Consider the following 15,362-nt stretch of genomic DNA (forward strand, 5'->3'; position numbering starts at 1 on the left):
TCATTAGGTTGATAGGCGTTAGGTCGATAGGTTGAGAGGGTGAGTAGGTAGGAAGGTTGATTGGTTGTTAGGTGTAAGTTGGTTAAAAGTCAGTGGTTTACAAAACATAAGCAAACTATTATTATAAATTATTTTTTATGAACACAATTAAAGTACTGTCCCTGCTAATTGCAGTCGCATTTATGAATGGATGCGCTCCGTCTCCTTCGGATACGGTGGAGCGAATTCCCTTTGTGGAGGATTTGATTAAACAAATGACCATTGAAGAGAAAGTCGGGCAAACGGCTCAGATTACGCTGGATGTCATCACCCAGGGAAATGGTCATTCAAGCAACGAGCCTTTGCAAATGGACACCGCGCTTATAACAGAAGCCCTGGTGAAATATCATGTGGGCTCTGTTCTAAACACAGCCAACAACAGAGCCAGGGACGTGCAAACCTGGCACCATGTGGTTTCTTCGATACAAAAAGTCGCCCTGGAAGATACCCGGTTAAAAATTCCGGTTCTTTACGGTATTGATGCCATTCATGGTGCTACTTACACCGCAGAAGCGACCATGTTTCCTCAGCAAATTGCGCAGGCTGCTACCTGGAACCGGGATTTGGTTTATCAGGCTGCTCAGGCAACTGCCGCTGAAACCCGTGCCTCCAATATACCATGGAACTTTTCGCCGGTATTGGATTTGGGTGTTGATCCACGATGGCCTCGCATGTGGGAAACCTTTGGCGAAGATCCCTATTTAATTTCGGAAATGGGGGTTGAGGTCATAAAAGGTTATCAGGGAAATGACCTGAACAGCTCAACGACTGTGGCTGCCTGTTTGAAACACTTTATTGGTTATTCAACCCTGGCTTCCTCGGGAAAAGATCGTACGCCCTCTGAAATATCTGATATTTCATTGCGGGAGTACCATTTGCCTCCTTTCCGGAAGGCGGTGGAATCGGGTGTTGCTTCGGTCATGATTAATTCCGGATTAATCAACGGAATTCCTGTTCACAGCAGTCATGATATTATTACCGGACTATTAAAGAATGAGTTGGGCTTTAATGGTCTGGTGGTGACAGATTGGGCGGATATTGAAAATCTGCATAATCGGGATAAGGTCGCTTCTTCTCATAAAGAAGCCATTAGGCTGGCCTTTAATGCCGGCATAGACATGTCTATGATTCCATACAATTATGTTCAGTATTATGACTTATTGGTTGAACTGGTTCATGAAGAGGCGGTAAGCATGGAGCGTCTAAATGATGCCGTAAGGCGCATTTTAAACCTCAAGTATAAGCTGGGGCTTTTTGAGCGGCCGGTTGTTGAACCCAATTCAGCGGTCTTTAGTGATGCGCATAAAAAACTAGCCTATCTGGCTGCATCAGAGGCCATCACTCTTTTGAAAAATGAAGCCGGGCTATTGCCACTTTCCCAAAATACCAAGGTTTTGGTGGCCGGTCCCAATGCCAACAGTATGCGTACCGTCAACGGGGGCTGGAGTTATTCCTGGCAGGGTGAAAAAGTAGAGGAATTTGCCCAGGATTATAATACGATTTTAGAATCTCTGGAAATTAAATTCGGGAAAAGCAATGTGGTGTATGTGCCAGGAGTGGAATATGATTTTGGCGGGAGAACTTACCTGGATGAACATCAGGTAGATATTCAAGCAGCTGTGGACGCAGCCAGGAACGTGGATGTCATCATTCTCTGTTTGGGAGAAAACACCTACACGGAAAAACCCGGGGATTTGAGTGACTTGATGATTTCTGAAAATCAGGAAAAGTTGGCCATTGAGCTGGCCAAAACTGGTAAGCCAATAGTGCTGGTTCTGAACGAAGGACGCCCACGCATCATCCGAAGATTTGCGGATAGTATGGATGCCATTGTTCAAACCTATTTGAGTGGCAATCACACCGGAGATGCCCTGGCCGATATATTGACCGGTGAGGTTAATCCTTCCGGTAAATTGCCTTATACCTATCCGATGTTCAGCAATTCATTGGTCATGTATTATCACAAGCACAGCGAACAGAGTAAAACACCTGAAGGGATGTATGATTATGGGGGTGGGGTTTATCACCAATTCGGCTTTGGTCACGGCTTGAGCTACACCTCCTTTAATTATTCAAATCTCGTGGTTTCTCAGGAGGAATTTGATGAAAATGACGAGCTCTGGGTAAGTGTGGATGTGGAGAATACAGGTGAGGTTGCCGGTAAAGAGGTAGTGATGCTGTTTTCTTCCGACTTGTATGCCTCTCTTGCTCCGGATGTAAAACGCCTGAGGCGTTTTGACAAGATCCATTTGAATGCCGGAGAAACCAAAAAAGTCACTTTCTCCATTAGCGCCGACGACTTTTCATTTATCAATGCTCAGGGCAATCGGGTCACCGAAGCAGGTGAATTTACCTTGTCCATTGCCCAATTATCTGAGACGATTAAGCTCCTTGAATAAGTTTTTTTTAATAATTAAAACCAATGCTATGAAACATGTAAAAAAACTACTTTTATCAGCCTTGCTAATGGGTTTTAGCGTTTCTGCTTTTGGGCAGGATGTAAGTCTGTTAGATTTTGAATCCAATGATTTGGATATGGGGGGATGGAATGGGGTTGCCGTGCAACGGGTTTCAACTTCCGATATTCCCGCAGGTAATACCTCTTCCTATGCGCTTGAGTATGCTCATCCAGGAAATAATTCCTGGGGAGGTGCTTATTTTAATAACCTTGCTGAGAAGGTTGATTTGACCATCACTCCCTTCGTGAAGTTCAAGGTTTATTCAAGTAGTCCTATTTATATTCAAGCCAAGCTTGAAGGAGGGGATAATGGTATGAATAGCTATGAGCGTGGCTATCAGTTGTCTGGTGATGAAGTAAATCAATGGACTGAAGTTGTGTTTAATTTCGGAACCATTACGGATGACAATAATTATGGTACGCTTGTTATTTGGATCGACGGACCCCAAAATTACGCCATGGGAGGTTCTAAATTTTATGTTGATGATATTGTCAAAACAAGTACGGTACCAGCCGGAAGTATTACTTTTCTGCCTGCTGATAACTCAACGATGTATTCTTCTCCTTCAAGTTTGAAGCTTGGCTCCTACATCTACAAACTTCAAAAAGATGGTGCTGATATCACCAATGCGGACTTAAATGGTGCTTTGTACCTGAAAAACAGTTCAAATGTTGATGTTCCTTTTACGGCAGCGCTTAATGAAGGGGATCAAACCAATAAGTTTTTTTCTAATATCACTATGACGCCTTCTGAGGTGTTGGGGAACGGGACTTATACCTTTGGCATTGTTGACAATATCTTGACCTATGCTGACGGTTCGTCAACTCCTGTCAGCGCAGAGGCTTCTTTTACGGTTGATTCTGAGGGTTATGGCCCCCTGAATGTATATGAGGATTTTGATGCCGCTTCGAAAACCACTGTTGTCGATGCCATTGAAGGCTCGGTGGCAGTAGTCGCAAATCCTAATGGGGCGGGCAATGTAGCCATGTTTAATAAAGGCGATAATGATTGGGGCAGAATTCATTATGAACTGAACAGACCGATTGATTTATCGGTAGGAAAAGTATTTACATTTGATGTTTATCATAGTGAAAGTGCTCATTTCAGATTTAAGCTTTCTGAAATAAAGAGTGACGGAGGCGTCGCAAAAGAAATGGATGTTGCCTATACAACTCCAGGTGCCTGGCAAACCATAATTGTTGATTTATCTGATGTCGCTTTTGCTCAAGTGAATTTTGATCATATTCTTATTTATCCGCTTGGGGAAGAAACAAAAAATGCCGACATCTATTTTGATAACCTGAAGGGATCTGCATTTCAGTCAGGCTCGATCGTCTATACGCCTGTTAATGGAGCTACTGAAGTGAATGGCTTTAGTGATAAATTAACCATTCAATCAAACATTAAATTGGTTAATGCAGACGGAACCGATATAACCGATTTATCATCAGTAGCCTACATGAACGAAGGGGAAAGCGCATTTACTGATTTCGATGTGGCCATTAATGACGAAATGACGCTCATTACTTTTACCCTCAATAGATTGCCATTGAATATTTCCACCGAATATACCTTTGGGATCAACGATGGTGCGATTAAATTTCATAATGAGGTGGAGGCCTTAACGGGGATCAAGGGGACCTTTTTGTCCAATGCCATTAATCCGCCAAGTACCTTGATTTATTCAGATTATGAAACGGTTGAGCTGATTAATTTTACCAGCTGGAACAATACCACAACATTTGAGAAGGTGGCGAATCCGGATAAAGATGCCATAAATGGGTCCGATAATGTCGGTACTTATATCCATGGTGGCGGTGATGCCGGAATTGGAGTTGATTTACCAGGTAGTGTCAATTTTGTTTCAACACCCTATTTTCGCATGAAGGTTTGGTCGGAGCACCCGGCTACAGTCCGGTTAAAACTTGAGAACAATCCGGACTGGGGTGTCAACAGAGAATTAAGCATCAGGCTTAAACCCGGGCAAACAGGTAAGTGGACGGAGTTGTTCTTTGATTTTTCAGGAACTGATCTTTCTAATTTGAATAAACTAGTTTTGACCATTGACCCCTCAGGCACTTTTTATTCAGAAGGCGATAAGATTTATTTTGATGATATCATAGCCAGTAATACGCCGCCACAAATTGAGGTGGAGTCTTATCCGCTTGATAATGCCTCAGAAGTATCGCTCATGGGAACTTATTTTATTAAAACAAACCTGAGTTTTGACTTGCCTGGAAGCGCCAAGCTTACCAGTGACAATTTGGGAGACTACTGGACATTAAGAAAGGATAATAGCAGTGGAGCGGAAATTCCTGCGACGATTGGTTTCAATGCCGGGGAAAACAGGCTGGAATTAACGCCTTTGGCCTTGCTGGATGCCAACACAACCTATTGGTTAGGCGTTGCAGACGGTGAGTTGAGTTATTCCTCCGGTGATGTGGTGAATGATTTGAACATCACTTTTACAAGCGGAGACATGCCCGAATTTACCATGTATAATGACTTTGAGGGCATCGAATTTACAACGGTTGTTGAAGGCATGGGAGACCCTGCCGGAGCCATAAATCCCGGACAATTGAACCCGGACGGTTCTTTTTCTTTTGTGGCCCAGTGGGATAAAGGAAGCAGTTGGGGTGGTTGGGAGCGCATTCATATAGCGTTGAGTGATCCCATTGATTTTACCGATGGAAATGTCCTTTCTTTCAGGATTTATTCGCCAAAAGAAACCTATGTGAGACTTAAGGTGGGTACCGAAAGGGATAATGAGGGCGGCATTTTTAAAGAAACAGATGCACAAGTAACCACAGTTGAAGGCTGGCAAACCTTATACTTTGGTATGGGTGAAATGTCGGCCGATGATTATGCGCATTTGTTTATTTACATTGATGGAGGTGTTGAAGATCCGCAAACTTATTACATCGATGACTTAAAAGGGCCGGCTTTAAAGAAGGCCACTTCCATCCATGCGCCCAAAAGTGTTGAGACTTTATCCATTAGTCCCAATCCTGCTACAACTTATATAACCATCGTTAATGCAGAGAATAAGTGGGTTGAAATCTACAATGGCTCAGGCATGCTGGTTAAGCAGCTTAGGAATTCGAATGGCATTGTGAACATTGATGATCTGGAAAAAGGTCTCTATTTTGTCAAGGTTGAGGATGCCGTGAGCAAACTGATTGTAAAATAGTCCTTTGGCTCATAGTTGAAAAAGGGGGTTGTCTGTATGGAACAGGCAGCCTCTTTTTTTGTGTGCCGTTCCTGTAGCCAATTTGTTTTAAATTATGCCAATAAATGCAAATTAAATGTCAATATATGTATTGTTTATTTTGTTTGTACCTCTTAATTTCAAGGTTTTACAAATGAAGGGACCATGACTGGTTTTATTCCATGCGAAGTATGGAATAATGGTCTATATAATTTATTGAGATGATGAAAAGAATTTTTATTCTCGTCACTGCCTTGCAGTGTGTAATGTTTGGATTATCTGTTCAGGCCCAAATAGGTACCCGTTTTTCTCCTGAGAGAAGAGTGTCATAGATCCGGTAACCGGTATTGAACTGGTGTTTCTGACCAGCGGACCCGAGGGCGAGAAAAAAATCTATCCAACCCATAATCAATGGACATCGGATGGCAAATGGGTGATTTTTCAATCACAACGCGTACCGGGAGAAGCCATGGCGGTTAACGAGGAAACGGGCGATATCGTTCAGGTTACGGAGGGGGGATTTACCGGCATGCTGAGTGTTGCCAGACAGTCGATGAAGCTCTATTATATGCGTAAACCCATCAAGGGAAACCAGGCGCCGGGCGCCATTGAGGTGGTAGAGGTCAATCTGGAAAATGTTTTTTCTGATTCGGAAGCGGGAAAATTGAAACCGGCATCGGCCTATGAACGAATCTGCGGAATTACGCCTCCCGAAATGATGGCGGGGGGCGATATGGCGCTCGACGGCGGAGAAGAGTGGGTATGGTTCCGGGTGGGTAAAGAGGAAGCTCTGAAACATCTTCCCGAAGGTGTTGAGATCTCCGAATCCTTTGGTCCGCGCAACATGGGTGCGGGTCCTGCAGGTATCGCCGGAATGAATATTTATACCGGCGAAACGAAGTATGTGGTATCCGTTCCTTTTCAGGTGGGACATATTCAGACCAATCCTTGGGTGCCCGGACAGATTGTATTCTGCTGGGAGACCGGCGGCAAATCACCACAGCGTACCTGGGTCGTCCATGCCGACGGTACCGGCTTACGTCCCCTCTATCCGGAGTCGGCGTATGAATGGATTACCCATGAAGCAGTCATCTCGCCCGATGAAGTGGCATTCGCCATTATGGGACACCGGCCCATTCCGGGCCTCGAAGATGAAAGCAGACCCAAAGCCACTGACGTAAAGGGGGCTAATCCCGGGCAGGAGACCGCATGGGGACCTTCAGGAACGCGTGAGAAACCCACCGGACTCGGTATTGTCAATATCCATACAAGGGAGGTTACCATAGCGGGACAAATCCCATACGGCAGCGGATTCTGGCATGTTCACGGATCACCCGATAGACGATTTGCTGTTGGTGATAACTTTGAACGTGAACTCTATCTTATCAATCGGGAAACCAATGAAATGATGCTGTTGACGGCTGGTCATAAGACAACAGCTGCAGATCATGTGCATCCGACGTTCAGCCCAGACGGTACAAAAATTCAGATCCAGTCGGCCATGATCTCGGAAGATGGTCGTGCGATGGATATATGTATTGTCCCGGTTCCTGAAGAATGGCTGAAGAAATAGCAGAATCCGGGAAAATCATCCGATATTGGGTGTATTTCTTACCATCCTTTCTTTTTAGCACTTTTTCACCATCCGATGTTAAATTTATGTCAATGGGTGGCGGATCAAGGCATCTATTAGCGACCTTTGGGTGACGAATATGGAAAAAGTGACAGTCTTTTTAAAATTACTTGCAATAAGCTTTTCGGGTTATAATTAGTTTTGAAACTGAGGATTTGTTGTCCAATTATTTCTGGTTTTTTCTTTTGGATGGCCTTGAGAAGAAAATACTTTTTTTAAGGTATCCTGCGAAGTATAAATCGAAATATTTTGAGGTTTTCCCCTATGGATGATCTGCACAGGTAATACGGGCAGAAAATTCCGGGAGGGACAGACACGAATTCATTTCATTGGACAAAGAGGAGACTTAATAGTTAGGTGTAAAAAACAAACTTTAAAAAAAATGAGAAAAACGATTATTCCTGTAATGGCGTGTCTCTTAGCTTTAGGCTTTAGTGCAGAAAGCGGGCAGGCGCAGAAGAAGGATTGGGAGAATGAGGCGGTTTTTGATGTGAACACAGAGAAGCCCCGGGCTACTTTTTATCAATATCCCGATGAGGCGATGGCTAAAACCGGGGATTATGCTCAATCACCCTATTACAAGTTGTTAAGCGGAATGTGGAAGTTCAACTGGGCACCCAACCCCGGTCAGCGTCCAGTGGATTTTTATAAAACAGATTATAATGTGGGACATTGGGATGAAATTCCCGTACCCTCTAATTGGGAGTTACAGGGATATGGGGTTCCTATTTATACGAATGTGCGCTATCCGCACCCGGTGAATCCACCTTATGTAGGCGAAGAGGACAATCCGGTAGGCTCCTACAAACGGGATTTTACTTTGCCGGCAAATTGGAACAACCGACGGGTTTATCTTTATTTTAAAGCCGGAACCTCCGGTATGTATGTGTGGGTCAACGGCGAAAAAGTGGGTTACAGTCAGGGTACCAAAAACCCGGTAGAATTTGACATTACCCCTTATGTCAAAGCTGGCAACAACCAGTTGGCCATTGAAGTTTTCAGATGGACCGATGGCAGTTATCTGGAAGATCAGGACATGTGGCGTTTAAGTGGCATCGAAAGGGATGTCTATTTGTATTCCACGGCGGATACCCGCATTCAGGATTTCTTTTTGAGACCCGACTTAGATGGTAATTACCGTCATGGACAATTGAATGGGGAAGTAACTGTTCAGAATTACGCTTCACGGGCTGTTACCCGTCAGGTGGTTTTAACTTTGTTGGATGCCAAAGGCAGTACCGTTTTTACTGAAACCAAATCGGTGAATGTTCCTGCTACCGGAATGGTGGATGTGCATTTCGCACGTACCGTGCGAAATGCGGCGATATGGAGTGCTGAACAACCGAATTTATACAAGGCCTTAATTACCTTGAAAGACCCTTCAGGTGAAGTGCTTGAGGTTACTGAAAATAAAATTGGCTTCCGTTCTGTCGAGTTGAAGAATGGTCAATTGTTGGTCAATGGTGAACGCATTATGGTTAAAGGGGTTAACCTGCATGAGCACGATCCGAAAACCGGGCATTACGTAACACCTGAAACCATCATCAAAGACATTGAGGTGATGAAGTTGCACAATATTAACTCCATTCGTACCAGTCACTATCCCCACTCGCCTGAGTTGTATCAACTGGCCGATGAATATGGTATGTATGTGGTTTGTGAAGCCAATATTGAAACCCATGGTATGGGCGCTACCTTTCAGGCCTGGTTCGATAAAAACCGCCATCCTGCTTATATAGAATCGTGGCATGCTGCGCATATGGACCGCATTTACCGGATGGTAGAGCGCGATAAGAACCATGCCAGTGTTATTATTTGGAGTTTGGGTAACGAGTGTGGCAACGGTCAGGTGTTTTTCGATGCTTACGATTGGATCAAAGAACGCGACAAAACACGTCTGGTTCAGTTTGAACAGGCTGGTGAAGAGCGCAATACCGATGTGGTGGCCCCCATGTATGCTTCTATTCAAAACATGGAAGAATATGCTGCCCGTGAAACGGTTGAGCGTCCCTATATTCTTTGTGAGTACGCACATGCCATGGGTAACAGTACCGGTAATTTTACCAGATACTGGGACATTATATACAACTCACCTAATATGCAGGGAGGATTTATCTGGGATTGGGTCGATCAGGGATTGTTAACACAAACGGCCGATGGTCGTGCGTATTGGGCTTATGGCGGACAGTTGGGCAGTGGTCATTTGCACCACGATCAAAACTTTTGTCTGAATGGTCTGGTTAACCCCGACAGAACCCCGCATCCTGGACTGGCAGAGGTGAAGAAGGTGTATCAGAACATCTTTTTCAAGGAGGAATCTTTGAGCCAGGGAACTGTTCGCATCGAGAATGGCTTTTCGTTCACGAACCTGTCCGACTATGATTTTTCATGGGAACTGCTGAAAAACGGTGAAGTGGTGGACCAGGGAAGTTTTAAAGTGAGCCTGTCGCCCGGAGATAGTAAGGTGGTTAAGCCCGGATTTACCAGTGTTAATCCCAAGGATGGGGAAGAGTACTTCCTGAATCTCTATGCACATACGCGGCAAAGAATGCCATTGGTACCTGCCGGACATGAAATCGCGACGGAGCAAATGGCCTTTGAAGGAAACAGCTATTTCAGCACTGAGTTGACCGATTCATCCGCTGAATTTGAAGTAAAAAATGAGGATCATTCTGTAGAAGTATCCGGCGAGAACTTCAATGTGCGTTTGGACAAGCGTTGGGGAGGTATTTCTCACTTCCGTTACAATGGAAAGAACCTGATTCAGGGGTCGCCACAGCCCGATTTCTGGAGAGCGCCGACCGATAATGATTTTGGTAATCACATGCCTGCCAACAGTCATGTGTGGCGTTTGGCCGGTCGCAATAAAGAAGTGAAAAATGTGACGGTGGAGGAGGCTGAAGGGGCTGTTTCAATGAAAGTTCACTTCTTTTTAAAAGATGTGCAGAGTGACTACTATATGACTTACACGGTCACTCCTGATGCAGCTATTCGTATAGATGTTGAATATACCGCCGGTGTAGAAGGTCTGCCCGAAATGCCAAGATTTGGTATGGAAATGACCTTGTCGGGCGAGTTTGATAACTTCACCTACTATGGTCGCGGACCCTGGGAAAATTATTCCGATCGTAATTATGCCTCACACATCGGCATTTATTTGAGCGATGTGGAAGATCAGTACCATCCCTATATTCGCCCCCAGGAGACCGGCAACAAAACAGATGTTCGCTGGTTAACGCTGACCAATGATGAGGGGGTTGGCCTTCGTGTGGAAGGCGTTCAGCCCTTGAGTGTCTCGGCTTTGCACTTCCAATCAGAGGATTTTGATCCCGGACTCACCAAAAAATCTCAGCGCACGGTTGATGTTTACCCAAGTTGGAACGTGTTCCTGAATGTGGATTTGGCGCAGCGCGGATTGGGCGGTGATGATAGCTGGGGCCGTTTGCCACACAGGGAATACCGTTTGTTGGAAGACAGCTATTCTTATTCCTATGTGTTAAAGCCGGCTTTGAAGTAATCTTATAAAAAGACGTCATAAGATCTTCCACGTGTCTTTTGTTTTCGTCAGTTGACTGACGAAAACAGGCATGTGGAAGTTTTTGTATTAAAAAAAGGTTAGGCCAGGTGTGAAATTGAGTTAGGATATTTTAACTTTAAGACATCTTACTAACAGGAGACATATTTTATGAGGAAGGTAGTATCCATTTCGGTCTTTATTCTATTGGTCATACAGGGTGCTTTATCCCAGAAAATTCTTGATTTTGATTCCTATACCATTGAGGATGGTTTTAGCAGTAGCAAAGCCAATGTCATCATTCAGGATCGCAAAGGGTTTATATGGGTTGGTACCTGGAACGGTTTGACCCGCTTCGACGGTTATGAGTGCGTCGTTTATAAATCGGGCATTGGTGATACGGAAAATACGATCAGTAACCGCGAGGTTACTTCCCTCCTGGAAGACCATCAGGGGAATATCTGGATCGGTACTTCTTACGGACTCAATAAACTGAATCCGGCCACGGGGGAGATCATCGAATTTCCTTTTGAGAGCCGGATTTTGTCCTTATACGAGGACTCCAGAAAGAAAATCTGGGTGGGCACCTGGAGTGATGGATTGTTTAAGCTGGATCCGGAAACCGGAGAAACAGAGTCTTTTTTAGGCAATGATGTCATCAGCGATCTTATTGAAGATGACAACAAGGAATTTTGGGTGGCCACCTATCAGGGACTGGTGAATTTAAACCGCGACTCCCGTACTTTTGTGCGTTACCAGACCAATGGTGAAAATCCCCAACTGGGTGTCAGTAATAACACCGTTACGCAATTGGTAAAAGCCGATAATGGTGTTTTGTGGATAGGGACTTGGGGCGGTGGCATCAGCAGAATGGAAACGCATCTTGATAAGGATCGTTTGCGTTTTACGCATTATTCCATGCATGATGGACCCAATAGTATGGCTTCGGATGTGGCTTACCGCTTGCATTACGACCAGTTTGATAATCTTTGGATCGGAACCTGGAACGACGGTGTTTCCTTACTCGAAGCCTCTGAGCAAAACAAAGATCCGCTTGAGGCTCAATTTTTTAGTTTTAAAAGTGACATCAGTGATCCTTACAGTATTTCCGGAAATAATATAACCGCTTTGTATGTGGATCAGACCGGTGTTTTATGGGTGGGAAGTTCACAAATTGACCGGTCTGCCATTGTTAAGACGGGTATTAAGCGCTACAGTACCTCCAGTTATAGCAATGGACTGGCCATGCAAAGCTCTGTCAGATCCTTTGGTGGCGATGCCGATCGCAATTTGTGGGTAGGTACGGTCAGCGAAATGCTGCATTACCGCAAATCAGAAACCGGGGGCTACAACCTTGTCGGAGAGATTCCCAACGCAGGGTATAACTATCGGGGAGTGACCTTTCAATCCAATTCTGTATTGTCGGTTTTAAATACCCCCAAAGGCTTGTTGGTAGGGACGGATGATGCCGGACTCCTGTTTTACAGGCAAAGCGATCTGGACAGAAATATAACCAATCGTTATGAATTCTATAATTCGTTAACCCCGCAGGCCCTGCCGGGTAACAAGGTAAATGCCCTCATACCCTCCAAAAAGTATCCACAAACGGTTTGGCTGGGTACCATGCAGAATGGTTTTTCCATGGTGACCATTGGGGAAAACGGCTTAAGTTTCAAATCTTATTCGACCTACGGCAGTGGGTTGTCCGATAACAATGTACGCGATATTGTGGAGGACGAAAATGGCATTGTGTGGATAGCCACACAGAGGGGGCTGAATCGCTTCGATCCGGTGTCTGAGGAGTTTTCTACCTTTTTGTATTCAAGGGTCAACGATAAAACCATTAATGACAACATCATAAATTGCCTGCACATCGACAAAACCGGTACTTTATGGATTGGGACCAACACCGGGCTTAATAAGAAAGTAGAGAGCGAACTGGCCAGTGGCGAGATGTCTGTTTCTTTTATGCGCTATCCCGATCTGGCGTTCATCAGCGGGGAATTGATTATGAATATTCTGGAAGATGACAGTACCCATTTGTTTTTGGGGTTTTATGAGGGACTGGTGAAGTTTGATTATGAAACAGAGACCATTGTGGATGATTACATGATGCGGGAGTATCAGCGCATAGGTATGGAGCGCAACGCCTCCTTTAAAGATGTGGATGGTAAGCTGTTCATGGGCGGGACCCACGGTTTTATTTCCTTTTATCCGGAGGATTTGGATATTGGTACTACACCTCCGTTGGTAACCTTCACCGATTTGCTGATTTCCAACACCAGTATATCCAAATTGCGGCGCAAAAATGGACACGGAGAGGGACTTAAGACGGTCCCCTATTCCGATACGGTAACGCTGTCGCACAAGGATAAAATCCTGACTTTTGTATTTTCAGCCATGGACTTTAAGAGTCCGGAACGAAACACCTATTCCTACAAACTGGAAGGTTTTGATACGGAGTGGAATCATGTGGGACAAAGAAATTCGGCGACTTATACCAATGTCCCCCATGGCGACTATGTGTTAAAGGTTAAAGCCACCAACAGTGATGGCATTGAAAGTGCTCAACCCTCCATTCGACATATTACCATTCATCCGCCATGGTGGGAAACGCCGGTGGCTTATGCCTTTTATATGGTTTTCCTTTTGGGATTGTTGTATTTCTTTAAGCGGTATTCCATCATTCGGATAAAAGAGAAGGGGCAATTGATGCTTGAGCGGGTAGAGCACGAGAAAGAGCAGGAACTATATGAGCTAAAAGTGCATTTCTTTACCAATATTACCCATGAGTTCAGAACACCGCTGACCTTGATTCTGGGTCCGGCCGACGAGTCCCTCGGACGAGACGATCTCCCGGTGCCTGTCCGCAAGTCCCTGGAACTGATTCATCGCAACACCCATCGTTTGTTGCGTCTGGTCAACCAACTCATGGAATTCAGGAAGGTGGAAAAAGGTAAAATGGAGCTCTTTTTACAGAAATGCGACATTGTTCCCCTGTTGATTGAAATGCATGACTCTTTTCTGCCCATGGCCCAGGCGGGAAAAATTAAGTTGATACTTGATTATGCGCCGGATGAGATTTTAGCTGGGTGGATCGGGATAAGTTTGAGAGAATTCTTTACAATTTGCTTTCCAATGCCTTTAAATACATTGATCATGAAGGGGTCATTTCAATAAAGGCCGGTGTTAGCTATAATGAGGAGGTTAAAAGGAAGGTCTTGTTTGTTGAGATTCATGATAATGGCATTGGTATTAAACCCGAACACCAAAAGTTGATATTCGACCGGTTTTATCAGGTGAACGAAAAGCGCACGCAAAGCACCGGGGGCATTGGCTTGTATCTTTCAAAGACTTTTGTAGAGCAGCATCATGGCGTTATTGAGGTGGAGAGTGAACCCGGTCAGGGAAGCACCTTCCGGTTTTGGATGCCGATGGATTTGGGAACACTCGTGGATGTCACCCAACAAAATTATCCAAAGCCGGAGGTCGAATTGCCCGAAAGCGAGGAAACGCCAGCTAATGAAAAGGTCCTTACTGTCATTGAGCCAGAGGAGGCAGCTCCTGAAACGGATGACAGGCCCACCGTTTTGCTGGTGGAAGATGACAGCGATTTGGTTTCCTTTGTGACTGACGGACTCTCAGAATTGTTTAATGTCAGTAGTGTCCGCAATGGTAAGGAAGGTCTTGAAATGGCCCAGAAACTGACGCCCGACATCATTGTTTCCGACATCATGATGCCTGAAATGGATGGCTTTGAGATGGGGAAACTTTTGCGAAATGATTTGGAAACGTCACATATCCCTTTGGTGTTTCTAACGGCCAAAACCATGCGTGAAGATGAAATAGAAGGTCTGCGCATTGGCGCGGTGGATTATATCTATAAGCCATTCAACATGGTTACCCTGCGTTTAAAACTTCTTAATATTCTCGAGTCCAGAGGTACGGCCAAGGAAAAATTCCGGGCCTCAGAGTTGCTTGAACCTGAAAAAATTACTTTGTCGTCCCTGGATGAAGAGTTTCTTCGAAATGCGGTGGCTGTGGTGGACAAATATACGGATGATCCCAATCTGGATGTGGAGAAACTGAGTGAGCACTTATCGCTTTCTTCCAACCAGACTTATCGGAAAATTAAGGCCTTAACAGGCTATACCGCCAAAGAGTTTATTCGGGTTCAACGTCTGAAAATTGCGGCCCAGCTGCTCATGCAAAAAAAGCGAACCATTTCCGAGATCATCTATATGGTTGGTTTTTCCAGTCCGTCCTATTTCTCCAGGTGCTTTAAGGAGCAGTATGGATGTACGCCTTCTGAGTTTATTGAGCGGGAAGAGGGAGGGGGAGAAGAAGGGTAGGAAGGGTTGATGGGGTAGATAGGGTAGGAAGGGTTGATGGGGTTGATAGGGTTGTTAGGTCGAGAGGCGGAGCGAAGCGTAGTCCCGCGGAGCGGGATTATTAGGTCGAGAGGTGGATAGGGATGATAGGGTAGGAAGAGTAGGAAGGGTTGATGGG

General features: G+C 44.9%; 6 protein-coding genes. All 6 read left to right on the top strand.

Features of this window, described 5'->3' with window-relative positions; all coding sequences use genetic code 11:
* The first annotated feature begins 137 nt into the window (after positions 1-137).
* Positions 138-2,438, top strand: coding sequence for a glycoside hydrolase family 3 N-terminal domain-containing protein (locus JCM15548_RS18595; RefSeq protein WP_062128457.1), 2,301 nt, complete (start codon positions 138-140; stop codon positions 2,436-2,438).
* A 28-nt stretch (positions 2,439-2,466) separates the two neighbouring features.
* On the top strand, positions 2,467-5,688 hold the full coding sequence (locus tag JCM15548_RS18600) for a T9SS type A sorting domain-containing protein (protein WP_162198286.1): 3,222 nt from the start codon (positions 2,467-2,469) through the stop codon (positions 5,686-5,688).
* A gap of 373 nt (positions 5,689-6,061) precedes the next feature.
* Positions 6,062-7,279, top strand: a complete 1,218-nt coding sequence (locus JCM15548_RS18605; protein ID WP_227626022.1) for a TolB-like translocation protein — start codon at positions 6,062-6,064, stop codon at positions 7,277-7,279.
* A 442-nt stretch (positions 7,280-7,721) separates the two neighbouring features.
* On the top strand, positions 7,722-10,856 hold the full coding sequence (gene lacZ / locus JCM15548_RS18610) for a beta-galactosidase, LacZ type (RefSeq protein WP_062128461.1): 3,135 nt from the start codon (positions 7,722-7,724) through the stop codon (positions 10,854-10,856).
* A 168-nt stretch (positions 10,857-11,024) separates the two neighbouring features.
* Positions 11,025-14,033 carry a ligand-binding sensor domain-containing protein gene (locus JCM15548_RS18615; protein ID WP_227626023.1) on the top strand — a complete coding sequence of 1,003 codons (3,009 nt, stop codon included), beginning with the start codon at positions 11,025-11,027 and terminating at the stop codon, positions 14,031-14,033.
* Positions 13,946-15,205, top strand: coding sequence for a hybrid sensor histidine kinase/response regulator transcription factor (locus tag JCM15548_RS24700; protein ID WP_227626024.1), 1,260 nt, complete (start codon positions 13,946-13,948; stop codon positions 15,203-15,205). Before JCM15548_RS18615 ends, JCM15548_RS24700 begins: the two co-directional genes overlap by 88 nt.
* Positions 15,206-15,362 lie beyond the last annotated feature (157 nt).

It is taken from the genome of Geofilum rubicundum JCM 15548, from assembly GCF_000974365.1.
In the GTDB taxonomy this organism is placed as follows: Bacteria; Bacteroidota; Bacteroidia; order Bacteroidales; family Marinilabiliaceae; genus Geofilum; species Geofilum rubicundum.

Excerpts from the sequence above, each read along its gene's own strand:
- JCM15548_RS18595 (WP_062128457.1), top strand. The coding sequence starts at position 138 with ATGAACACAATTAAAGTACTGTCCCTGCTAATTGCAGTCGCATTTATG.
- JCM15548_RS18600 (WP_162198286.1), top strand. The coding sequence starts at position 2,467 with ATGAAACATGTAAAAAAACTACTTTTATCAGCCTTGCTAATGGGTTTT.
- lacZ (WP_062128461.1), top strand. The coding sequence starts at position 7,722 with ATGAGAAAAACGATTATTCCTGTAATGGCGTGTCTCTTAGCTTTAGGC.
- JCM15548_RS18615 (WP_227626023.1), top strand. The coding sequence starts at position 11,025 with ATGAGGAAGGTAGTATCCATTTCGGTCTTTATTCTATTGGTCATACAG.